This window comes from Bartonella sp. Raccoon60 (genome assembly GCF_002022585.1).
In the GTDB taxonomy this organism is placed as follows: domain Bacteria; phylum Pseudomonadota; class Alphaproteobacteria; order Rhizobiales; family Rhizobiaceae; genus Bartonella; species Bartonella rochalimae.
In genome coordinates, this window is the sequence record NZ_CP019786.1 from 1592730 (window position 1) to 1615700 (window position 22971).

Sequence of the window (22971 nt, forward strand, 5' to 3'; positions counted from 1 at the left end):
GAAATCACCTTGATGATTTTATTTAACGGCATGCTTTTTTATAAGAGGATCAATAAAGGCGCAAGCAGTTTTCAATACCTCTTTTATACTCAATTCTGATGTGTCAAGCAAGTAGGCATTCTTAGCTGGTTTTAGAGGATGATATTTTCGAGTCATATCACGTTTGTCACGTTGTTCAAGATTGGCCAAAATTTCATGATAGTTTGCTTTTCCTCCTTTTTTTAGAATTTCTTGGTATCGACGTTTTGCACGTATTTGAGCATTCGCTAGGATATAAAATTTTATATCTGCGTGAGGACAGACAACAGTACCGATATCACGGCCATCAAGTACGCTTCCCGGTAATTTTTTGGCAAAATCACGTTGTTTGGAAACAAGAATTTCACGCACAGCTGGTATAGTTGCTACTTGTGATGCGGCTTCGCTAATATCAAGAGAACCGAGAAGAATTGGATCTAAAGTGTTAAAATCAAGCTCTTTAGCATATGCAACAGCATTTATGTGATCATCTAGGGGTAATTTTCGTTTTAAAAGCGAATAGCCAACACTGCGGTAAGTGAGACCAGTATCCAAATGGTGAAGATGATAATAGGCAGCAATTTGTTTTGCTAAAGTTCCTTTTCCAGATGCTGAAAGGCCATCAATTGCAATAATAAAAGGTTTCAATAGATTCGACCTCCAAGTTGATGCATTAAAGGAATAAATTCTGGACAATTGGTAATAATCATCTGTTTATCATCAATCATAACAGGTTTTTCTGAGACGAGTCCAAAAATAAGAAAACACATTGCAATTTGATGATCAAAATGTGTAGTAACGCGCCCACCTCCTAAATCTTTGGTAGAATTTTTCCCATGGATAATAAGAAAATCTTTACCATTTTCACAATGAATATGATTGATTTTTAATCCCTCAGCAAGGGTGGAAAGTCGATCTGATATTTTACAAAATAACCCTTCAATTCCTGAGATAATTGTTTTCCCTTTCGCAAAGGCTGCTGCTATTGCTAAAGCAGGATATTCATCAATTATTAATGGGGCTCGTTCTTTTGGTACAGTTACACCTTTTAACTCTGATGATTTAACGCGTATATCGACAATATTTTCTATACCTGTTTTGCGTTGGTTCAAGAGTTCAATTTTAGCACCCATTTCCCATAATGTTTGGATGAATTCCATTTTCTCGTCGTTGACGAGAACATTTTTAAGTGTGATATCAGAATTTTCTACAAGAAGAGCTGCAATAATTGGAAAAGCTGCTAGGGATAGGTCACCTGGAACATTAATGATTTGTCCAATAAGATGCGGCTGACCCTTAAGAGAAGTGAAACGTGTGCCTGTTTTATCTATTTTTATATCAATTTCAGCACCAAATGCTTGTAGCATTTTTTCTGTATGATCTTGTGTAAGAGTTTGCTCAATAATGGTTGTAGTACCGGCGGTATTAAGACCGGCAAGAAGGATTGCTGATTTTACTGGGGCGGAAGCCATAGGTATAGGGTACTGAATCGGGTTAGCCATTTTGGGACCGTAAAGCGTTAAAGGCAAGTGGTTACCAAGAGTTGGCTCAGTTTCAACTCCCATTAAACGCAATGGATTAAGGATATGCTCCATTGGATATCTAGAGAGTGAGGCACTGCCGAGAAAAGTCGTTTTCATATGGTAAGAGCTAACCAGTCCCATGATCAGGTGAGCACTTGTTCCAGAATTGCCAAAATTTAAAGGTGTTTGTGCTTGTAGTAAACAACCATTACCGGTTCCATGAATAATCCAAAGGTCATTTTTTTTGTAACATTGTGCTCCCATAGCTTGCATGATGGTAGCTATACGCAAAACACTATCATTTTCGAGAAGCCCATGAATATGTGATTCTCCATGCGCCAATCCTCCTAATATAAGTGCTTTATAGGAGATTGATTTATCTCCTGGCATTTTGATTGTGCCAGAAAGATTTGTTGATTTTTTAGCAGTTGCTGGTATTGCTTTATACATCGAGTCTTTATTTAATAAGATATAAATTTTAAAAAATTAGATGCCCTTTATCATATGTTTTGATAAGCGTCATGAGAAAATCCGTGTGGAACTATGTATTTGTCTTTGACAAGTGCATTGTTTTTTGTTTAAGCACCATGGAATTCGTTTTAATGCAATTTAACTAACCAAAGAGGCACGGTCTATGGCAAAGCCAGAACTTGGAACCAAACGTGTTGACCCGGAAACGGGAAAGAAATTTTATGATCTTAATCGTGATCCTATCGTGTCGCCTTATACAGGGCTTTCTTATCCGCGTTCTTATTTTGAGGTTGCAGCGGCTGAAGTAAGTAATGAAGAAGAGGTTGATACTGAAGAACTTGATACGGCACTTGAGAAGTCTGCCTTTATGTTGCTTGAAGAAGATGTCGATGTGTCTAAAGATGATGAGATCCCTGATTTGGATGATGACGATGTAGATCTTGTTGATGATGATACATTTTTGTCTCATGACGAAGGTGATGAAGATGATGATGTAACTGATATCCTTGGCAATGGTGTTTCTAACGATGATGATGTTTAAAAAAGCAAGAAGAGATTATGTTCTATTTATTGATATAGATTTTTCTTGATCTTCAGTTTGTCTCGTTCTAAGAACTCTGCGGAGAGTGTTTATTGTTTTTTGTGGGGCTATAGCTCAGCTGGGAGAGCGCTTGCATGGCATGCAAGAGGTCAGCGGTTCGATCCCGCTTAGCTCCACCAAAAAGATCAAATATTTTTCTTAGTACATAGATATTCAAAAATAAAGTTTGTCTATTCATCGAAAAATGAGATGTGTAATCGTATTTTCTTTGTTGTCTCTAGTAAAATTCATTTCATTATTGTTTAAACTCAAAAAGCTTTATAAAAATATCATGAAGTTTTTCCGTTATTTATAACGGTGAGATATAGTGATAATAAGCTAAAAGCTCCTTCATAAAGGATATATTTACAATTGTAACATTTCATTTTTATATTTGAAATTGATAGAGAAAGAGTATTGGCATTTTTCATGAAAATGCTTTGTTTATTGTAAATTATAGTTGTTGAGGGAACTTCATAAAATGGTCGAAAATTTTATGATTTCAATACCTAAAAACTCTGAATATTATTATAAATAAAATAATCAAACAGTATTGTCGCTTGTATTTTTTATAATATGAGTACTTATGCTATGAGCATGGAAAATAATTTTAAGTTATTTTTTGAATTTTTAATACAAATTAAAGATATTGTCATGCAATTTACTTTCTGTATAAAAAACTTTTAGGAATATAGCAGTTTATTATTGTAGAATCTTTTTTAAACTTTTTATTAAAAATCATTGTTTTTCAAGTTGTTTGAGACGGTAGAGTTCTTCTAAAGCAGCTTTAGGGGATAATTCATCGGGATTGATATTTTTTAAAGCATCTTTAATCGCGCAACATTGATCATTTTTTTCATTTGTTAAAGATGTCGCTTTGAGAGAAAATAGCGGTAAGTTATCAATTAATTTATCACCTTTTCCGGACATTTCATCTTGTTCTAATTGATGCAGAACATCTGTTGCACGAGAAATAACTGTTGCAGGTAATCCAGCTAGCTTTGCCACTTGCACACCATAAGAGCGATCAGCAGTGCCTTTAGTGACTTCATGGAGAAAAATAACATCGCTATTCCAATTTTTAACTTTCATTGTTACATTATGAAGGCGATTAAGTTTTTTTGTTAACGCCGTCATTTCATGAAAATGTGTAGCGAGAATAGCACGACAACGGTTTATTTCATGGAGATGTTCAACTGTTGCCCAAGCAATTGAAAGACCATCAAAAGTTGACGTTCCTCGTCCAATTTCATCGAGAATGACAAGAGAATGGTTACTGGCATGGTTGAGAATAGTTGCTGTTTCAACCATTTCCATCATAAAGGTTGAGCGTCCTCGAGCAAGATCATCAGAAGCACCAACACGACTAAATAAACGATCAACAATGCCAATATGAGCTGAAGTGGCTGGCACAAACGATCCCATTTGTGCCATGATAGCAATGAGAGCGTTTTGTCGTAAAAAAGTTGATTTTCCTCCCATATTAGGACCTGTTAACAACCAAATGTCTGCATCTAGGTGTTTGTTTTGTGCCGAAAGATCGCAGTTATTGGCAACGAATGGTTCCGCAGCTTGTTTTCGTAATGCTTGTTCTACAACGGGATGACGTCCAGCGGTAATATGAAAGGCTAATGAATGATCAACTTTGGGACGACAATATCCTTGTTCTTCAGCTAAATGGGCTAAAGCAACAGATACATCTAAAATAGCTAGAGCTTCAGAAGCTTGACGAATGAAATCAATCTGTTGGGTAATTTCATCAACAAGTTTATCAAAAATTTCCAATTCAAGCGTTAAAACATGATTTGCAGCATGAGCAATACGACTTTCGAGTTCGGCGAGTTCTGTTGTAGTGAAGCGCATGGCATTCGCCATTGTCTGTCGGTGGACAAAACGAGCTTTTGCTTGTGGAGTATTTGTGAGAGCCGACGCTTGTAAGTTCGTTACTTCAATAAAGTAACCTAAAATATTATTATGTTTAATTTTGAGTGTTTTAATACCTGTTTCTTTAGCATACTGCGCCTGGAGTTTAGCAATAACACAACGTGATTCGTCTCGCAAATTACGCATTTCATCTAATTCTTGGTGATAATGAGGACGAATAAAGCCACCGTCCCGCTTGAGAAGAGGGAGATCGTCAGCCAGTGCTTGTTCTAGCTGAAAATGCAAAGCGGTAGGTAAGTGCGAGAATACCTCTCGTACATCATTGATTTCTTGAGGAAGTAACTCATTATTAAGAATCTGATTAATTTCATTGATGATTTCAAAACCGCGCTGAATTGTTCCCATATCACGCGGACCTCCTCGACCAAGCGCTAAACGTGATACTGCGCGTGGCATATCTGGTCCTCCTTTTAAAATAAGCTTAATAGCTTCTGCAAGAGAAGGATTGCGTAGAAAAAAATCTATTGAATCAAGACGTTTATCGATAGCTACTGGAGTTGTTAGGGGAGAAATTAAGCGATCGACAAGAAGGCGTGAACCACCTCCTGTGACGGTGCGATCAATCGCTTTTAGGAGACTCCCATCGCGTTGACCGGATGTAGTCCGAATGAGCTCAAGACTAAATCTTGTTGCTGCATCAATGAAAAGAGTTGTGCTTTCATTTTGACGCTCAGGTCGCATGAGAGGGGGACGATGTGTGATTTGTGTTTTTTCGATATAGCGAATAGCAGCAGCGATGGCTGAAAGTTCTGGGTGAGAATAATCTGCAATGCCTTTAAGGGTTGAGAGTTTGAAGTAAAGACAAATATCTCGTTCAGCAGTGGTGGTCTCAAAAAGATTTTCTGGTTGAGGAGAGATAATATTACCGAGAACATTGAAAAGAGCTTTTTGAGATTTATCATGGAAAAATGAATCAGCGACAATCACCTCTTGTGGGTCTACACGCATAATATCTGTTAAGAGATTTTCATGACGGCTTTCTGTAACTCGAAATATACCAGTAGAAATATCAATCCAGGAAAGAGCATATTCTTCTTTACTACGGGTTGTTGTGCGAGCAAGTGTCATGAGGTAATTTGCCCGTGCTGGATCAAGAAGTTTTTCTTCTGTTATTGTTCCGGGTGTTATAAGACGGACTACATTGCGCTGAACAACTGATTTTGAACCACGCTTTTTTGCTTCTGCAGGATCCTCTATTTGTTCGCACACGGCAACGCGATAACCACAAGCAATAAGTTTTTGTAAATAATCATCTGCAGAGTGAACAGGAACACCACACATTGGAATATCTTGACCTAAATGTTTACCGCGTGTTGTGAGTGTAATCCCTAAGGCTTGAGCAGCTTCAATCGCATCATTAAAAAATAATTCATAAAAATCACCCATACGATAAAAAAGAAGAGAGTCGCTATTAACAGCTTTGATTTCTATATACTGCTCCATCATAGGGGTAAGGCGCTCTTGATGAGTATTGGATGGAATCGTAGGGCGTTGGAGTGAATCATTTTTATGTTCAGTCTCTTTTTCCATTTTAGTACGATTATTCCTTTTAATGTAGGTTTTATTATCCTTTTTTATTTACTTCGAGGTATATCTTTATTACCTCTAAATAAAGCGTATGATAAGATGCTTTCATAAAGTAAGCATAATTATTTTTGGCATATGAATCAAATTTTTAAGTTTAATCATTATATTTGTTGTTAATCAGAGTTTATGCTGTTTTTTAAGAAAGTAAGTGAAATGAAAAAAAATGAACAGGATCAAACAACATATAAAAAATTTTATAGTGTAGATGAGCAAGAAGCCCTTGATTTTCATAGGGGCGATCGTCCTGGTAAGCTTGAAATTGTTGCAACAAAACCTATGGCAACACAGCATGATCTAGCACTTGCTTATTCGCCTGGTGTTTCTGTTCCAGTTAAAGCAATTGCTGAAGATCCGTTAATGGCTTATGATTATACGGCAAAAGGGAATCTTGTTGCTGTTATATCAAATGGGACAGCTATTTTGGGTTTAGGTAATTTAGGTGCCTTGGCATCTAAGCCAGTAATGGAAGGAAAAGCAGTTCTTTTTAAACGCTTTTCAGATGTAGATTCAATTGATCTAGAAATTGATACGAGTGATCCGGAAAGCTTTATTAATTTAGTACGGTATTTGGAACCATCTTTTGGTGGTATTAATCTTGAAGATATTAAAGCACCTGATTGTTTTATTATTGAGAGCCGTTTACGCGAACTTATGAATATTCCTGTTTTTCATGATGATCAACACGGTACAGCAATTATTGTGGCTGCTGGTGTAATTAATGCTTTGCATTTAACAGGGCGTACTATGCAAAATACACGATTAGTCTGTAATGGCGCAGGTTCTGCAGGAATTGCTTGTATTGAACTCATTAAAGCAATGGGTTTTCGATCTGAAAATATTTTGTTGTGTGATACAAAAGGTGTTGTCTATGAAGGGCGTGAAGAGGGGATGAATCAGTGGAAAGCTGCTCATGCCATTAAAACAGATAAACGCACGCTTTCTGAAGCGATGGAAGGTGCCGATATGTTTTTTGGGGTTTCAGCGAAAGGTGCACTAACTACTGAGATGGTAAAATCAATGGCGCCACAACCAATTATTTTTGCTATGGCTAATCCTGATCCAGAAATTACACCTGAAGAAGTAGCAGAAGTACGTGATGATGCTATTATAGCAACAGGGCGATCAGATTATCCCAATCAAATTAATAATGTTCTTTGTTTTCCGTATATATTTCGTGGTGCTCTTGATGTTCGTGCAACGGTTATTAATGAAAGCATGAAAATTGCTGCAGCGAAAGCTATTGCAAAATTAGCTCATGAGGAAGTTCCTGATGGTGTCGTAGAAGCTTATCACGGAAACCGTCTGAAATTTGGGTCCAATTATATTATTCCAGTTCCATTTGATCCACGTTTACTGACAGTTGTTTCAATCGCGGTGGCAAAAGCAGCAATGGAAAGCGGTGTTGCTAGAAAGCATATTCATGATTTAAAAGCGTATGAACGTGATTTGAATGCTCGACGTGATCCCATTGCATCCACGATGCGTGGTGTTTATGATTATGTTTGTCAAGCACCAAAGAAAATTGTTTTTGCAGAAGGGGAAGAAGAATCGGTCATGCGAGCGGCCGTATCTTACGTTCACCAAAAATTAGGAAAAGCAATTTTAATTGGTCGTGAAAAACAAATTAAAGATACTGCTGCTGTCGCAGGAATTGATCTTGAGCGTGAAGGAATTTCTATTCTGAATGCAAAGCTATCTTGTCGTACAGATGCTTATGCTCAATATCTGTATAAAAAGATGCAGCGTCAAGGTTGGCTGTTGCGTGATTGTCATCGTTTTATCAATAATGATCGTAATTATTTTTCTGCTTGTATGTTAGCTTTGGGTGATGCTGATGCAATGATTACAGGAGTAACACGCAATTATGAAACGGCCTTGGTAGATATACGACGAGTGATTAATGAAAAACCACAGGAACGATTAATTGGTATTTCAATAGCTATTTGTCGCGGACGCACTGTGTTTATTGCTGATACAGCTGTTTATGAGCATCCTAATGCTGAGGAACTTGCTGATATTGCTGAACAAACAGCTTTTTTTGTGCGTGAATTTGGATATCAACCACGGGTAGCATTTTTAGCATTTTCTACTTTTGGTCATATAAAGGGTCAAGTTACGCAAGATATTCAGAGAGCTGTTGATATTTTACATGAACGTAAAGTTGACTTTGAATTTGATGGAGAAATGAGTGCTGAGGTAGCTCTTAATTCGAAATTGATGCAACAATATCCTTTTATGGGATTAAAAGAACCGGCTAATATTTTAGTAATGCCTGGATATCATTCATCTTCAATTTCGAGCAAAATGTTACAAGAACTTGGTGAAGCAACCATTATTAGCCCTATCTTAATTGGATTGGAGAAATCTGTACAAATTGTATCGTTTAGTGGACGCGATACAGATATCGTTAATATTGCAACTTTGGCTGCTTATCATGCAGAAAAAATTGCTCAAAAAAATAAAAGCCTTTGATATTTCAAGGGCTTTTATAATGAAAGAAATAAAAATAAATTTTATGTAATGTTACAAGCTAATTTTTAAGAGGGTTGCGTTTGATTATTTTTTTGTTCTTCGGCAACTCGTTTTTGGAACATCGTTGCAAAATCAATCGGATCAATCCACAAGGGAGGAAAACCACCATTTTGTGTAGCATCAGATATAATTTGCCGAGCAAAAGGAAATAAAAGACGTGGACATTCAATAAAAACAAGCGGCATTACATGCTCTTGTGGAATATTTTTAATGTGGAAAATACCGCCATAAATCAGCTCTACGTGAAATAGCATTTCGGTATCATCTTTAGTTTTAACTGAAAGGGATAGTACAACATCATAATTATCATCACCAATTGGATTGGCGTTGACATTAATGTTAACATCAATTTGTGGCGCTTTTTCCCGTGGGCGTAATGAACGAGGTGCGTGCGGATTTTCAAATGAAAAATCTTTTAAATATTGGGTCAAAACAGCAAATACTGGTTCTCCACTATTATTATGTATTTCACCTTCGGCCATACTACAAACCTTTCATTATAATACACATATTGCTATTGTAAATTTAAAGGAAGTTACCATGACTTGCAAAGGGTTGCAAGAAATGCTCTCTTTATCTTTAATTATTTTTTGTATTTTGGTTATTATCGTTATTTTTGTGCCAGGGAGATTTTTCGGTCTTACAGCTCTGATAATCTTCCGGGTTAAGTTCAATTATTTTTTCAGATTTGTTTTGTGCGTTAGAATTTGTTTTATTAATAAGGGATAAAAAAAGATTCCAGATAAAAACACGAATTGGTTTTATAAGGAGTAATATTCCACAAATATCGCTTATAAAACCTGGAAGAGTAAGCAAAACGGCACCAAGAATAATAAGTGCATCATTAGCTATGTAATGTTCTAGTGCCTGTCCTTGAAGGAGTTTACTTTGTATATTTTTTATAAGACCTATACCTTTCATACGCAATAAAATAATTCCACTCATCATTGTTAAAAGAATTAAGCTCAAAGTCGCTAGAATTCCAATTTCGTTTCCAACAATAATAAAGCCAGAGATTTCAAAAAAGAGAGCGCTGAGAACTATAATTAAAAAAAATCGAGACTTTATATGATAAAATTTTTTCAAATGAAGATATCCTTCTCAAGTTTTTTGTTAAGAAAATTATATTATTATTTTCTCAATTTAAATTGGGGAGTCATAAACATTATTTAAATAATAGATTTACTTATTTTACATGTTTATTGATAAATGATATTGACTGCAATGATAATCATTTAACGCTGGGAGATTGACAACACTCATGGAATTTGACGTTGTACTAATAATAGCTCTTATTATAGTAGTTGTAGTTTTTGTGCAACTACGGAATGTACTAGGAAAACGGATTGGTTTTGAAAAACCTCCCTTTGATTCTTATTCAGGGTATACTAAAAAGCCAATTAAAGTAGAAAAGAACGATAAGATTGTTTCTTTACCCGACCAATCTTCTTCACAAAAGAGCGATTTTAGCGAAATTGATGCCATTGCATCAGAAGGAAGCAAATTAAACAGTGGTTTGCGTTCTATTCGTCAGTTTGATCCTTCTTTTTCTCCTCAATTTTTTGTGAATGGTGTTCAAATTGTCTACGAAATAATTATGACAGCTTTTGCGCAAGGTGATCGCAATCAGCTTAAAGAACATCTTTCATCGGATGTTTTTGAAAGTTTTTGTGAGGCTATTGAACTACGCGAAAAAAATAATGAAAGAATTCAATTTACTTTTGTAGGGATTAGTAAGATTGAATTTATTGCAGCAGAAATGCAAAAAGAAGAAGCGTTTTTAACAGTACGTATTGTTAGTGAAATTATTTCTGCAACTTATAATGAACAAGAAGAATGCATAGAAGGGAATCCTGAAGCTATTATAGAAATTAGAGATATCTGGACTTTCGTTCGCAATATTACATCTAAAAATCCAAATTGGAAGCTTTTTGGAACGGAAGATGAAAATTAAAATTATTATTGGTTTATAGAAGATTTTTCATAAAATTACACGAGATTAAAGAGTTTAATGACTAAGGATGAAAGAAAAAAAAATCCACTGGTTTCTCAAGACTATTTTTTATGGGAGCAGGTTTGTCGTACAACAGTCCCACTTTTTCAAGAAAGTCAACAGAAGCAGAAGCCAACGATAGTTAAAGAGCAAAAGAAAAAAATAATTAAAGCAAAGAAAATGCAGTGTTTTGATCATACTGTGCATCGTAAAATTGCAAAAGGTCTCTGTCGTATAGAAGCGCGTATTGACCTTCATGGTTTGATACAAGATGAAGCGTATCGTTGTTTAAAAGAATTCTTACAATCATCTCATCGTTGGGGATTACGTTATGTTCTAGTGATAACAGGAAAGGGTCATTCACACGGAAGCAATGGCGTTTTGTGCCAATTTGTCCCTTATTGGTTATCAACACCTGTTTTTCAATATTTTCAATATTATGTCCAGGCTTTTGGACAAGCAGCTCATAAACACGGAGGCAGTGGCGCTCTTTATATTCAGTTACGTCGTTTTCTGCAAAGAGAAAAAATGTAAACCTATTTAGCGCATGTATAGATGAGTATTGTATCCTAAGTGTTTTAAGCGTTGTCTATCCGAAGTAATACGTGGTCTCCACTTTAGATGAGTGATTTTTTTGAATATAGAATGCATAGGCTTTAAGTCGTTATCTCGTAGTGCACTAATACAAGCATTTAGCATTTCATCTTCTGTTATCTCTGAAAAATCGAGTGTATAACCTGCATTTTGGGCAAGTCTTTGAAAGAAAAAACGTTGTGTGTGTCCATTTCCTTTTTTAAAAGGACGTATATAGTTGAGAAAGGAAAACATTTCTGCTGTTTCAATGGCAAATTCTTTGCGTGACAAACCTCGCAAATTGTTTTTTTCAACGAGCATTTTGTCAAATTCTTTAAGACCTGTCTGAATTTCTTCACCAATTGCAAAAAAAGTATTCGAAATTACTTTTTTAACTTTTGGTTGGCAGGCGATTGTTCCATCGAGAAACATAAATGGAACGTCACGAGTATGTCCAGCCCACTCAAACGTTTTTCGATACAAACACATATGAATATGTTTTAAATAAGAGGAATCAAATTGTTTTGGCAGAGGCTCGTAGTATAGATCAACAATTGCTCGTATTACATTATGTATACATATCATCTCAAGTGCTTCATAGCGTCTTACCCTATATTTATTCTTTAGCGTGAAACTATCTTGATAAGCATAGTTATGGAACGATACTGAAATGTCTTCTTTCATTTGTTGCAATTGCCTTCAAATTACTAGCACTAAATTACCTTTAAGAAGATTAAACTTCTCTCATCAATAACCTTCTCCTTAAATTTTTAACAGGTAACTACATTTACATTTTAAAATTTTTATCATTTCATTTTACAGTATAATATTCATGAAAAATTCCACAAAAAAGTTTTTAAATTTTGTAATAAATAAAAAATAAATTTAGAATCTTAAATCTCCGCATCAATAAAATATTCCAAATTTCAAAAAGACAGTATGAGAAATATATCAATTAATAATTATGCGCAATAAAATTTATAATAAGTTTGTGGTTTTTAGCATAAGATTTTTAAATAGAAAAAAATTTGTCTGTTACAGAAATAATTATTTTATGCTTTATATTTGAAAAAGTTCTTCTGGTTTGAAATAGTAAACCGTTGAACAAAATTCACAGGTAACAGAAGTTTGTTGATTTTCTATTGCTTGAGCACATTCTTCAACAGAAAAGCTTTCTAATATTTCTTTAATTTTTTTTCGTGAGCAAGAACACCGATTTGTTATAGGAAAGGTTTGAAAAACTTTTACACTTCGTTCGTGAAAAAGGCGGAAAAGTAATCGTTTAATACCAACTTGGGGATCTGTAAGTTCTTCACTGTCAATGGTTGCAGTGAGCGCTTTTACTTCCTGCCATTGGTTTTCGAGTTGGATACAGTTTTTTGTTTCGTCTAATTTTGTATTTGTTTGGCATGTTGTATGATAAGGAGAAGCTTTGGGCAAGAGTTGAGTTAAAAGCCCTGCTGCTCTCCAGCTTTTTTGTATTTTGTCCTGTTTATTATGGTTAATTAAGGTAGAAACTGCTAAACGGAGATCAGTAGGTATTTGTTCTGATTGGTTAAAATAAGTACGAGCAGCTTCTTGAAAATTTGAACCATCTAAGGCGACGATTCCTTGATAGCGTTGTGTATAGGAGCTTTGGTCAATAGTGAAAGCCAAAGTCCCTTTTCCAAGAAGCATTTCTGAAGATGTTTTACCATTCGCTATAGCCTGGTTTAATTTTTCTTTATCAAAACGAGCGTAACCACGTAAATTTGAGGGAGGAACAAAATCACATACTAACATATTGACTGGTCCTTCAGAATGAGTTTGTAAAATAAATTTTCCTTCAAATTTCAATGATGTTCCAAGTAAAACAGTTGTAACTAAAGCTTCTGCTAGAAGATAAGAAACAGGATCAGGATATTGATGTTTGGTGAGAATGGAATTTAAGCTTTCTCCAAGTTGTACACCGCGTCCACGAATATCTAGTTCTTCGACTTGAAAGGGAATAACGGTATCATCTTCATTCTGATAAAAATTATTTAAATAGATTTGATCTTTAGATTTTTTGTCTTCGTTGTTCATATTTTTGCTTTTTAAAGTTTATTTCATAAATTATTGGGTTGAAAAAACGCATCTTGTAAACACCAGGAAAGGATTGCTTTTTGAGCATGCAGGCGATTTTCAGCTTCATCAAAAACAACAGAATGTGGTCCGTCGATTACAGCGTCTACAACTTCTTCACCACGATGAGCAGGGAGGCAGTGCATGAAAAGAGCATCAGGTTTGGCACATGCCATTAAAGCTTCATTGACTTGATAAGGTTGAAAAATGGAATAATTTTGGGCACGAAACTCTTGTCCCATAGAAACCCATGTGTCGGTAATAATACAATCAACGTTCTCAGCAGCTTTTTGAGGATTATGAGTGAGCATAATATGTGCTCCTCGTTCGCGTGCCCAGTTTATATATTTTTCTTGGGGTTCACTTCCTTGCGGTGTAGCGATATGCAGATGAAAATTGAAAAGAGCTGTTGCTTCGATTAAAGAATGAAGAACATTGTTGCCGTCTCCCATCCAAGCAAATGTTTTGCCAGCAATAGTGCCACGGTGTTCTTCATAGGTAAGGATATCTGCTAAAATTTGGCAAGGATGTGTGTCATCTGTAAGAGCGTTAATGACAGGAATTTGCGCATATTGCGCTAATTCAAGCATCCGATGATGTGCTGTGGTTCGTATTATTATGGCTTCTACAAAGCGTGATAGTACACGTGCTGTATCGGCAATTGTTTCACTATGACCAAGCTGCATTTCAGATCCCGTTAACATGATTGTTTCTCCACCAAGCTGACGCATGCCAAGATCAAAAGAAACTCGGGTCCGTGTAGAAGGCTTTTCAAAAATCATTGCTAGTGTTTTACCAGAAAAAGGTTTTAAATTTTCTCCTGATTTAAAGGCAGCTTTGAGGATTTTTGCATAATCGATAAGAGCACGTGCTCTTTGTGGAGTTAAAATAGATATATCGGTAAAGTGGTGAAGGGTATGTGTCATAATATTATATTTGTCTTTTTTTATTTGTTTGCGAAAGATAAGCAATAGCTTTTTCAATCCGATGCAAACCTTCATATATTTCTTCTTCATTGATTATGAGAGGAGGCAAAAAGCGAACAATATTATGACCAGCTCCAACACTGAGAATATGTTCATTATCGAGTGCAGTGATAACTTCATTTTGAGGAATGATACATTGCATACCCATCATAAGGCCTGTACCTTGAATTGTACAGATAATATCAGGATAAGTGTTTAAAATGTTTAAAAGTCCCTGTTTTAGCTTATTACCCATATGTTGTACATGATTAAGAAAACCCGGTTCTAAGAGTGTATCAAGAACACTCTTGCTTACAGCTATGCCAAGGAGATTGCCTCCAAAGGTTGTACCATGGGTTCCTGGTGTCATGGCTTTTGCTGCTTTTTCTGTTGCAAGACAAGCTCCTAACGGAAAACCACCACCCAGCCCCTTAGCAAGAGTGAGGATATCTGGTACGATATCATACCATTCATATGCAAAAAGTTTTCCTGTACGTCCGATTCCAGTTTGAACTTCATCTAAAATTAATAATAATTGATTGTCATTGCATAGTTTACGTAGCATTTTTAAAGTTTCATAAGGAGTTGTTCGCAATCCACCTTCTCCTTGAATCGGTTCAATAAGGATAGCTGCAGTATTCTTATTGATAGCATGACGTAAAGCTTTTTCATCATCAAAGGGTACTTGAATAAAACCACAGACTTTTGGGCCAAAACCTTCAAGATATTTTTTTTGTCCACTAGCAGCAATCGTTGCAAGTGTACGACCATGAAATGCACCTTCAAAAGTAATGATTTCGAATCGTTGTGGTTGATCCAATGTATAATGATAGCGACGAGCAGTTTTGAATGCACATTCTAATGCTTCAGCACCAGAATTGCAGAAAAAAACTTTATCAGCAAAACTGTTAGCACAAAGACGTGCAGCAAGTGATTCTTGTTCAGGCGATTCAAAAAGATTAGAAACATGCCAAAGTTTTTCAGCTTGTGTTTTAAGGGCATCAATAAGCTTTGGGTGTGTATGTCCTAAAACATTGACAGCAATGCCAGATGTGAAATCAAGATACTTTTCTCCTTTATCAGAGATAAGCCATACGCCCTTTCCTTGTGTAAAATGCAAGTGACGTCGAGCAAAAGTATTATAAAGTGATTGTGTATAGATGGTATTCATCGTTATACTCTTGATTGTTTAAATGCTGTAATACAACATTTGAAAACTATGATCTATTTGTTTACGCATTAATATAGTCTACTTCATTATAATGAACTATCGTGCTAATTGATAAAAAATCAATTAAGGTTTCGAAAAGGTATCTTTGTTATGAAAAAGTTAGAGTTAAAATTTTTTCTACGATTTGTTTGTAAGTTGGGGAAAACATTTTAAAAGAACGTTATTAAAATATAATAACTCTTGTCATAGAGTTAGTGCATATTATAGTTTGGGGAAATAAACAAAATTGGATTTCTATTTGTAAATTCCGCGATTGGTTAGATTAAAAGGTCTTTTATTGAGCTGTTCGAATATAATTAATATATTCGAAGATGCAGTTGAGAGCCTTTCGGTGAGATAATTGGAATGGGGTTCTAGTATGGGTTGGACATGTGAGCGCGTTGAACTTCTTAAGAAGCTTTGGAGTGAAGGTTTGAGTGCAAGTCAAATTGCAGTTCAGTTGGGTGGGGTCAGCAGAAATGCTGTGATTGGTAAGGTACACCGGCTGAAATTACCAGGGCGCGGTAAAACAACACAAGTAGTATCACGTGCACAAAAAGTATTAACAGGTGTTAATTCATCAACGTCGCGGATACGTCGTACAACGTCATCGATGTTACAGGACAATTGCTCTTCTGACGATTCTAAAGCTGCAAATTTAAGACAAGGGCTTGTCATGGAGAGTGTAACAGAAGAAAACATACCTGAAAAATCAAATGTAGTTGTACCTATGTCACGTAATCTTAATCTTTTACAATTGAATGAAAACACGTGTAGATGGCCTGTTGGAGATCCTCTATCATCAAACTTTCATTTCTGTGGCGCTGATTCTAGCGAAAGTAGTCCTTATTGTGATTTTCACGCTAAAATAGCATTTCAACCAGTATCAGAAAGACGACGAATAAGAATATGAGATGAGTAAATAGCCAAAATCTTGCTTTATAATTTAGGTTATATCAATTATTTTGTTATGAAAACGGCTATTCTTTAATACTAAGTTTAAAAAAGAAAATATGTTAAAGATACAATCCTAGTTATGGGAGATATTTGCTTTTATGAAATTGAGACAGTAGTTAAAATTTTCACCCAATTTCATATGTTATAGGTTTACTACGGGAGCATTGCCTTAATATGGATGTGGAATGAGCTTTTTGTGATTATATAGCTTCTTTCATCTTTGGTAATTCATGTATACCCTAGTTAATAGCTGTAAGATATGAAGCATTAAAACCAATTAATTACAAACTATTGTCAAAATTGGTTAAAAAACGTCGGGTATTATTTTAGTCATTATAATGAATTGAGATAAGAGCAAAACACTGATTTTTTGCGATTTCTTTAAGAATTGAATGTTCTACATGACAAAGTAGGCACCAAGACATCCAAAAAATTAATCAATGTTATGTATCCTTTAACGTGTACGAAATTTAAAGAGTCTTTACTATTCACAAAGGAAGTTGGATTTGAGGAGCGATTTTTCCAACTAATATATTTAAGTAAAAAAAATGTCATGGAATTTTTGCTTTCTATAAAGTTAAAGAAGAATACAACTGCAAAAAAAATGGATACAAAGATTTCTAATAAGACAGGCAAAGGTTTGCTTTAGTTAGTTCTGAGAGGGATGGTTTTCATTGTATTGTTTTTCCCAAATTGTTTCTTGTATTTGAAGTTGTTTCAGAATTTTTTTTTGGCGCATACTTTTATAAAGGATATATCCAATAAAACAAAATAGAACACTTGCAGAGAGGATATAACTTAAAGCAACAATTTGCTGATGGTTTAGGGTTCCAAAGAAAAGATCAATTCGTTGGACAAAATTTCCAAAAGCTTCATTTTGAGTGTTATTTAATTGGAGCATGATGAAGAGTCCTGATGTTGAGAATGATGAGTTGCTTTAATTTGAAGTGTTTTAATATAGCGATGGGTAATTTCATTTTGCATAGCTATTAGATGCAAGACAATAAACATGAAGATAAAACAAAACATCATTGTTATGAGAGGCCATAACATGGCACGATCAATGGTTGTACCTTCTACCCGTAAAAGTGATGCTGGTTGATGAAGTGTATTCCACCAGTTGACAGAGAATTTGATAATAGGAATATTAACTAATCCAACTAATGTTAAAATTGCTGTAGCGTATGCAGCTTTGATTTGGTTATCAAAAGAATAAGCAAGAGTAATAATGGCAAGGTAGATAAAAAACAAAATTAAAACCGATGTCAATCTAGCGTCCCATACCCACCATGTTCCCCACGTAGAACGTCCCCAAAGTGCTCCTGTTATAAGTGCTAAAGCTGTAAAGATAGTTCCGATGGATGCGCCACATTTTAGTGCTATGTCAGCGAGACGATAGTTCCAGATCAGGCTTCCTAATGCAGCAGCACTCATTATAATGTAACAAAAGGTAGACAACCAGGCAAATGGAACATGAATATACATAATTTTGACAGTAACACCCTGTTGATAATCATCAGGGGAATATATAACCAAAACAAGACCTAAGATAAGAAGGAATAATGTTATACTAGTTAACCAAGGTAAAGCCGCACTACTTATTTCCATGAAGTGGGTTGGATTTGCGAGGGAAATTTTCGTTTTTTTTCGCGATAATTTATTCATAAATTTATAATAGGCAGATTTTTGCTTGGGAGCAATTATCTTTTGTTATTCTGATAGGTATTTGAGTGTTATAGCTGTTACAAAAGAACTAAAAAGACCAAAAAAGAGTGAAAAAGCAGACAGAAAAGCGAGAGCAGGAAGGAAAAAAACTTTTGATGTTATTGGAGCTATGGCAGCTGTAACACCAAAAATTAAGATTGGAATTGTCCATGGTAAAATAATAATAAAAATGAGCATTGTGTTATGCGATAATGATGTTGCTAAAGCTGCTCCAATTGCACCAATAAAAATGAAAGCAGGTGTTCCACATAAAAGGGTTAGAATTGTTGTAAAGGTTATTAGAGTATCTAAATGAAGCATAAATGCTGCGATAGGGGTGATAAAGATGAGGGGGAGCATAGTTCCTGCCCAATGTGCAAGACATTTGATGAAAACAATCAATGTTAAGTTTTTTCTTTGACCAAAAAGAATAAGTTGATCGAGATTTCCATCATCGCAGTCGGTTTGAAAAAGTTTATTAAGATTGAGTAGCCCTGCAAGAAGAGCACTTAGCCATAATATGCCTGGACCTATTCGTGAGAGAGTATTTGAATCTGTTCCCAGGGTAAAGGGAGTTATGATAATGATCGCTATAAAAAATAAAGGTCCTGTTAATAAAGAAGTTTGTGATAATAAAATTAATTTAAGGTCGCGCCAAAATAGTGCTTTCATTTTATTTTTTTCCTAAGGAGATAAAAATGCTCTAAGGCAATGATGTGGTGTTCTTTTAGACCAAGAGAAGTATGAGTTGCTGCAATAATCATTCCTCCTTGATTGAGATGACATTGAAATAATGTTGCAAAGATCGTTTGAGCATGGCGATCAAGTCCGGATATTGGTTCGTCTAGAATCCAAATAGGGCGATAAGAGAGGAGTAAGCGAGCAATAGCTACACATCTTTTTTGTCCAGTTGATAGAATATTAAAAGGTAAATGTGCGAGATCAGAAAGACCAATCTCTGCAAGAGCATCATGGGGATGGTAGAAGTGTTGTCCATAAAATTCAGCCCAAAATTTTAGATTATCAATAACAGATAAGCAGGATTTCATGGCATTTTGAGTGCTGAGATAGTGACATGCAAGTGCCGGAGGGTATATTTTCCCCTTGTCTTCTAACTTTAAATCGCCTTCAGTAGCTTTAAAAAGGCCGACAATGATTCGCAATAATGTAGATTTTCCAACACCATTTGGGCCTGTGATTGTCATCAGTTGTTGTGTGGATAAACAAAAAGAAAGACCTTGAAATAAAGTTTTTTCATTTCTATGTGCCGTTAGATTTTTACCCGATAACATCATAATAATAACCCGTTATTCTATTATTTGTTAATTTTTATTGCATAATAAAGTAAAAAACACGTTTTTTATGAAATTGTATCTAGAATAGTTCTAGAAATAGTTCTATAAGGCACGTATTACGCCAGTAGTCGGTTTGGGACAGGTTTGTGGTCTGAATTTACCGATAAAAGAGCGGGGAATGAATAGCGGACATGATATACCCGCATTCAAACTGCAATCTTGACCTGCAGTTTGTGTTGTTCGTTCTGAGGAATGGGGTGGTTTGTAGTACTTAAGGGTGAACAGTTATGTCTCAAATTGATAGTTTTAATTGTCGCAGAATTTTAAGTGTTGATGGTAAAGAGTATATTTATTACAGCTTGATTGAAGCAGAAAAGAATGGGCTTGAAGGAATTTCCCATTTACCATTTTCGATGAAAGTTCTTCTTGAAAATTTGTTGCGGTTTGAAGATGGTCGCGTAGTCAAGAAAGAAGATATCCTAAATGTCGTTCAGTGGTTAAATGATAAAGGGCATTCTGGTGTGGAAATTGCTTATCGCCCTGCACGTGTTCTCATGCAAGATTTTACAGGTGTTCCTGCTGTTGTTGATCTTTCTGCTATGCGAGACGCTATGGACAAGCTTGGAGGGGATGCTGAAAAAATCAATCCACTTATTCCTGTAGATCTTGTCATTGATCACTCAATTATTGTTGATGATTTTGGTAATTCAGGGGCATTTAAGACAAATGTCGGATATGAATATGAACGCAATAGTGAGCGCTATCGTTTTTTGAAGTGGGGACAGCAAGCATTTAAAAATTTTCGTGTTGTTCCTCCTGGCACAGGGATTTGCCATCAGGTAAATCTAGAATACTTAGCACAATGTGTGTGGACAAAAGCTGATAGTAGTTGTCAGACAGTTTATCCTGATACATGTGTAGGAACTGATTCCCATACAACCATGGTTAATGGTCTGGGTGTTTTGGGTTGGGGTGTTGGTGGTATTGAAGCAGAAGCAGCAATGTTAGGGCAGCCGGTTTCAATGTTGCTACCTGAAGTGATTGGTTTTCGTTTAACTGGTAAACTTAAAGAAGGCGTAACAGCGACTGATTTAGTCCTTCTAATTACGCAAATGTTACGCAAAAAAGGTGTTGTCGGTAAATTTGTTGAATTTTTTGGTCCTGGACTAAAATATATGACACTTTCTGATCGTGCTACGATTGCAAATATGGCACCAGAATATGGTGCAACTTGCGGTTTCTTTCCAATCGATAAAGAAACAATCCGTTATCTTAATATGACAGGGCGTGATGAAAGTCGCATTGCTTTGGCGGAGGCTTATTCTAAGGCGCAAGGAATGTGGCATGATGAGAAGGTTGGAGATCCTGTCTTTAGTGATACAATTGAATTGGATATGGGAGATGTTGTATCTTCTATGGCTGGTCCCAAGCGTCCAGAAGGGCGTATTTCCTTAGAAAATGTTGGGCAAGGTTTTGAACAAGCACTGGTTGATGATTATAAGAAAATCAGTAAGCAAAATGATCGTTATAAGGTTGAAAATAAAGATTATGACATTGGTCATGGAGATGTCGTTATTGCTGCCATTACCTCTTGTACGAATACATCAAATCCAAGCGTTCTTATTGCCGCTGGTCTTTTAGCGCGTAATGCTGTAGCGAAAGGTCTCAGGAGTAAACCATGGGTTAAAACTTCTCTTGCACCGGGATCGCAGGTGGTTGAAGCTTATCTTCTTGATTCAGGTCTTCAAAAAGATTTAGACGTTTTAGGATTTAATCTAGTAGGATTTGGGTGTACGACATGTATTGGGAATTCTGGTCCTTTGTCACCAGCTATTTCTAAAGTCATTAACGATAATGGTTTAATTACTGCAGCAGTTCTTTCAGGTAATCGTAACTTTGAAGGACGTGTATCACCTGATGTGCAAGCAAATTATTTAGCTTCACCTCCATTGGTTGTTGCGCATGCGCTAGTAGGAACGGTGCGTAAAGATTTAACGAAGGAGCCTCTTGGTATAGGTTTAGATGGTCAACCTGTTTACTTAAAAGATATTTGGCCGACTTCTGAGGAAATACAGGAGTTTATTGAACAAAATGTTACTCGTAAGATTTTTATTGAGAAATATAGAGATGTATTTAAGGGAGATGAAAATTGGCAGAAAGTTCAGGTTCCAGCTGGTGTTACCTACTCTTGGGATGATCAGTCAACTTATGTGCGGAATCCTCCTTACTTCGATAACATGCTTAAAATTCCTGGTACATTAGCAGATATTAAAAATGCGAGGATTTTGGGTTTATTCGGTGATAAGATTACGACTGATCATATTTCTCCTGCCGGTTCTATTAAGATTGATTCGCCTGCAGGAAAATATTTGATTGATCATGGTGTTAAAGTAGCTGATTTTAATCAGTATGGAACACGTCGTGGAAATCATGAAGTTATGATGCGTGGGACCTTTGCAAATATCCGAATTCGTAATTTTATTCTTGGAGAAAATGGTCGTGAGGGTGGCTATACAGTTCATTATCCGTCAAAACAAGAAGGATCTATTTACGATGTAGCAATGACATATAAACAAGAAGGAGTTCCCCTTGTTGTTTTTGCTGGTATTGAATATGGTAATGGATCGTCTCGAGATTGGGCAGCTAAAGGCGCTTATCTTCTTGGTGTAAAAGCAGTAATTGCTCAATCTTTTGAGCGTATTCATCGATCTAATCTTGTTGGGATGGGAATTGTTCCTTTTGTCTTTGAAGCAGGTACAAGTTGGCAATCGTTAGGATTAAAGGGTAGTGAGAAAGTAACAATTGAAGGAATCAATGATTTGCAACCTCGTCAGAAGATAACAGCTACAATAACTTTTATTGATGGCACAGAGAAGAAAGTGCGATTATTATGTCGTATTGATACTGAAGACGAATTAGATTATTTACGTCATGGTGGTATTTTGCAATATGTTTTACGTAATTTGGCAGTTTAAACAATGTAAGCAATAGAAACTCAATTTACTTGTTATTGGAAATATATATTTATAAAGTAGTTGATTGAGGGAATGCTTCGCTAATTTTATACTTATTTAAAAAATTAATTGACGTTAGCTTGAATGTTAAGTTATAAGTTTATAGGTAATGAATAGCTGTGTAGTTTGGAATTGTTTGTCTCAGTATCAACAGAGTTTAAACTGTTTGTACTGATCAGTTAAGAGAGATATGTTTATGGCAAATACACCTTCAGCTAAAAAGGCTGTCCGTAAGATCACGGTGCGTACGCAGTTCAACAAGGCTCGTCGTTCGCGTGTTCGCACTTTTATTCGTAAATTGGATGATGCTTTAGCTTGTGGTGATAAAGCATTGGCTGAGGTGGCATTTAAGAATTTTGAGCCTGAAATTATGCGTGCGGTTTCTAAAGGGGTTTTTCATAAAAATACTGCAGCCCGAAAAGTTTCGCGTTTGGCTAAACGTTTAAAAGCTCTTAAAGCTTAATTTTACTATATTTATATAATTAAACTTCGCTCATTAACC

19 protein-coding genes and 1 tRNA gene are annotated in these 22971 nt (G+C 35.7%); 8 read left to right on the top strand and 12 right to left on the bottom strand.

Features of this window, described 5'->3' with window-relative positions:
* Positions 1-18: 18 nt before the first annotated feature.
* Both cmk and aroA read right to left on the bottom strand, forming a co-directional pair.
* Entirely contained in the window at positions 19-666 is a 648-nt protein-coding gene (gene cmk / locus Bra60_RS06985) for a (d)CMP kinase (RefSeq protein WP_078688201.1), read from the bottom strand.
* On the bottom strand, positions 663-1991 hold the full coding sequence (gene aroA / locus Bra60_RS06990) for a 3-phosphoshikimate 1-carboxyvinyltransferase (RefSeq protein ID WP_078688202.1): 1329 nt from the start codon (positions 1989-1991) through the stop codon (positions 663-665). The genes cmk and aroA overlap by 4 nt, the downstream gene beginning before the upstream one ends.
* Positions 1992-2175: 184 nt before the next feature.
* Here aroA and Bra60_RS06995 point away from each other — a divergent pair, with 184 nt between their 5' ends.
* The gene (locus tag Bra60_RS06995) at positions 2176-2553 is read left to right on the top strand and encodes a TIGR02300 family protein (RefSeq protein ID WP_035005508.1); all 378 of its coding nucleotides are present in this window, start codon (positions 2176-2178) and stop codon (positions 2551-2553) included.
* Positions 2554-2656: 103 nt separating this feature from the next.
* Positions 2657-2732: transfer RNA gene (locus Bra60_RS07000), tRNA-Ala, on the top strand.
* A gap of 598 nt (positions 2733-3330) precedes the next feature.
* Here Bra60_RS07000 and mutS read toward each other — a convergent pair.
* On the bottom strand, positions 3331-6066 hold the full coding sequence (mutS, locus tag Bra60_RS07005) for a DNA mismatch repair protein MutS (RefSeq protein WP_078688203.1): 2736 nt from the start codon (positions 6064-6066) through the stop codon (positions 3331-3333).
* A gap of 210 nt (positions 6067-6276) precedes the next feature.
* Here mutS and Bra60_RS07010 point away from each other — a divergent pair, with 210 nt between their 5' ends.
* Entirely contained in the window at positions 6277-8595 is a 2319-nt protein-coding gene (locus tag Bra60_RS07010; protein ID WP_078688204.1) for an NADP-dependent malic enzyme, read from the top strand.
* A 65-nt stretch (positions 8596-8660) separates the two neighbouring features.
* On the opposite strand, the gene secB is transcribed toward Bra60_RS07010, so the two are convergent.
* Together secB and Bra60_RS07020 are read right to left on the bottom strand one after the other, a co-directional pair.
* Positions 8661-9137, bottom strand: a complete 477-nt coding sequence (gene secB / locus Bra60_RS07015; RefSeq protein WP_078688205.1) for a protein-export chaperone SecB — start codon at positions 9135-9137, stop codon at positions 8661-8663.
* 97 nt (positions 9138-9234) lie between these two features.
* The gene (locus Bra60_RS07020; RefSeq protein WP_078688206.1) at positions 9235-9741 is read right to left on the bottom strand and encodes an FxsA family protein; all 507 of its coding nucleotides are present in this window, start codon (positions 9739-9741) and stop codon (positions 9235-9237) included.
* Positions 9742-9916: 175 nt separating this feature from the next.
* On the opposite strand from Bra60_RS07020, the gene Bra60_RS07025 reads away from it, so the two are divergent.
* Both Bra60_RS07025 and Bra60_RS07030 read left to right on the top strand, forming a co-directional pair.
* On the top strand, positions 9917-10609 hold the full coding sequence (locus Bra60_RS07025; protein ID WP_078698197.1) for a Tim44/TimA family putative adaptor protein: 693 nt from the start codon (positions 9917-9919) through the stop codon (positions 10607-10609).
* Between the two features lie 57 nt (positions 10610-10666).
* Entirely contained in the window at positions 10667-11182 is a 516-nt protein-coding gene (locus Bra60_RS07030; RefSeq protein WP_078688208.1) for a Smr/MutS family protein, read from the top strand.
* A 6-nt stretch (positions 11183-11188) separates the two neighbouring features.
* On the opposite strand, the gene Bra60_RS07035 is transcribed toward Bra60_RS07030, so the two are convergent.
* From Bra60_RS07035 to Bra60_RS07050, 4 genes are all read right to left on the bottom strand, one after another.
* On the bottom strand, positions 11189-11905 hold the full coding sequence (locus tag Bra60_RS07035; RefSeq protein WP_078688209.1) for a Fic/DOC family protein: 717 nt from the start codon (positions 11903-11905) through the stop codon (positions 11189-11191).
* A 375-nt stretch (positions 11906-12280) separates the two neighbouring features.
* Positions 12281-13285 carry an Hsp33 family molecular chaperone gene (locus tag Bra60_RS07040; RefSeq protein ID WP_078688210.1) on the bottom strand — a complete coding sequence of 335 codons (1005 nt, stop codon included), beginning with the start codon at positions 13283-13285 and terminating at the stop codon, positions 12281-12283.
* Positions 13286-13308: 23 nt separating this feature from the next.
* Positions 13309-14250, bottom strand: a complete 942-nt coding sequence (argF, locus tag Bra60_RS07045) for an ornithine carbamoyltransferase (protein ID WP_035006632.1) — start codon at positions 14248-14250, stop codon at positions 13309-13311.
* 4 nt (positions 14251-14254) lie between these two features.
* On the bottom strand, positions 14255-15460 hold the full coding sequence (locus tag Bra60_RS07050; RefSeq protein ID WP_078688211.1) for an aspartate aminotransferase family protein: 1206 nt from the start codon (positions 15458-15460) through the stop codon (positions 14255-14257).
* A 418-nt stretch (positions 15461-15878) separates the two neighbouring features.
* On the opposite strand from Bra60_RS07050, the gene Bra60_RS07055 reads away from it, so the two are divergent.
* Entirely contained in the window at positions 15879-16412 is a 534-nt protein-coding gene (locus Bra60_RS07055; protein ID WP_035005522.1) for a GcrA family cell cycle regulator, read from the top strand.
* A gap of 932 nt (positions 16413-17344) precedes the next feature.
* On the opposite strand, the gene Bra60_RS07070 is transcribed toward Bra60_RS07055, so the two are convergent.
* Genes Bra60_RS07070 through ccmA form a run of 3 tightly spaced genes read right to left on the bottom strand, consistent with a single transcriptional unit; the run spans position 17345 to position 19455 of the window.
* Complete coding sequence (locus tag Bra60_RS07070) at positions 17345-18121, bottom strand: heme ABC transporter permease (RefSeq protein ID WP_035005525.1); 777 nt, start codon at positions 18119-18121, stop codon at positions 17345-17347.
* 45 nt (positions 18122-18166) lie between these two features.
* Positions 18167-18832, bottom strand: a complete 666-nt coding sequence (gene ccmB, locus Bra60_RS07075) for a heme exporter protein CcmB (protein ID WP_035005526.1) — start codon at positions 18830-18832, stop codon at positions 18167-18169.
* Positions 18829-19455, bottom strand: coding sequence for a heme ABC exporter ATP-binding protein CcmA (gene ccmA, locus Bra60_RS07080; protein ID WP_078698198.1), 627 nt, complete (start codon positions 19453-19455; stop codon positions 18829-18831). The genes ccmB and ccmA overlap by 4 nt, the downstream gene beginning before the upstream one ends.
* A 287-nt stretch (positions 19456-19742) precedes the next feature.
* Between ccmA and acnA the strand changes: the two genes are divergently transcribed.
* Together acnA and rpsT are read left to right on the top strand one after the other, a co-directional pair.
* Positions 19743-22430, top strand: a complete 2688-nt coding sequence (gene acnA, locus Bra60_RS07085) for an aconitate hydratase AcnA (RefSeq protein ID WP_078673494.1) — start codon at positions 19743-19745, stop codon at positions 22428-22430.
* 235 nt (positions 22431-22665) lie between these two features.
* Positions 22666-22932 (top strand): 30S ribosomal protein S20, encoded by a 267-nt coding sequence (gene rpsT / locus Bra60_RS07090; protein ID WP_078688215.1) that lies wholly within the window; start codon positions 22666-22668, stop codon positions 22930-22932.
* The last annotated feature ends 39 nt before the right edge of the window (positions 22933-22971 follow it).

Excerpts from the sequence above, each read along its gene's own strand:
- aroA (WP_078688202.1), bottom strand. The coding sequence starts at position 1,991 with ATGTATAAAGCAATACCAGCAACTGCTAAAAAATCAACAAATCTTTCT.
- Bra60_RS06995 (WP_035005508.1), top strand. The coding sequence starts at position 2,176 with ATGGCAAAGCCAGAACTTGGAACCAAACGTGTTGACCCGGAAACGGGA.
- mutS (WP_078688203.1), bottom strand. The coding sequence starts at position 6,066 with ATGGAAAAAGAGACTGAACATAAAAATGATTCACTCCAACGCCCTACG.
- Bra60_RS07010 (WP_078688204.1), top strand. The coding sequence starts at position 6,277 with ATGAAAAAAAATGAACAGGATCAAACAACATATAAAAAATTTTATAGT.
- secB (WP_078688205.1), bottom strand. The coding sequence starts at position 9,137 with ATGGCCGAAGGTGAAATACATAATAATAGTGGAGAACCAGTATTTGCT.
- Bra60_RS07025 (WP_078698197.1), top strand. The coding sequence starts at position 9,917 with ATGGAATTTGACGTTGTACTAATAATAGCTCTTATTATAGTAGTTGTA.
- Bra60_RS07030 (WP_078688208.1), top strand. The coding sequence starts at position 10,667 with ATGACTAAGGATGAAAGAAAAAAAAATCCACTGGTTTCTCAAGACTAT.
- Bra60_RS07035 (WP_078688209.1), bottom strand. The coding sequence starts at position 11,905 with ATGAAAGAAGACATTTCAGTATCGTTCCATAACTATGCTTATCAAGAT.
- Bra60_RS07040 (WP_078688210.1), bottom strand. The coding sequence starts at position 13,285 with ATGAACAACGAAGACAAAAAATCTAAAGATCAAATCTATTTAAATAAT.
- argF (WP_035006632.1), bottom strand. The coding sequence starts at position 14,250 with ATGACACATACCCTTCACCACTTTACCGATATATCTATTTTAACTCCA.
- Bra60_RS07050 (WP_078688211.1), bottom strand. The coding sequence starts at position 15,460 with ATGAATACCATCTATACACAATCACTTTATAATACTTTTGCTCGACGT.
- Bra60_RS07055 (WP_035005522.1), top strand. The coding sequence starts at position 15,879 with ATGGGTTGGACATGTGAGCGCGTTGAACTTCTTAAGAAGCTTTGGAGT.
- Bra60_RS07070 (WP_035005525.1), bottom strand. The coding sequence starts at position 18,121 with ATGAATAAATTATCGCGAAAAAAAACGAAAATTTCCCTCGCAAATCCA.
- ccmB (WP_035005526.1), bottom strand. The coding sequence starts at position 18,832 with ATGAAAGCACTATTTTGGCGCGACCTTAAATTAATTTTATTATCACAA.
- ccmA (WP_078698198.1), bottom strand. The coding sequence starts at position 19,455 with ATGATGTTATCGGGTAAAAATCTAACGGCACATAGAAATGAAAAAACT.
- acnA (WP_078673494.1), top strand. The coding sequence starts at position 19,743 with ATGTCTCAAATTGATAGTTTTAATTGTCGCAGAATTTTAAGTGTTGAT.
- rpsT (WP_078688215.1), top strand. The coding sequence starts at position 22,666 with ATGGCAAATACACCTTCAGCTAAAAAGGCTGTCCGTAAGATCACGGTG.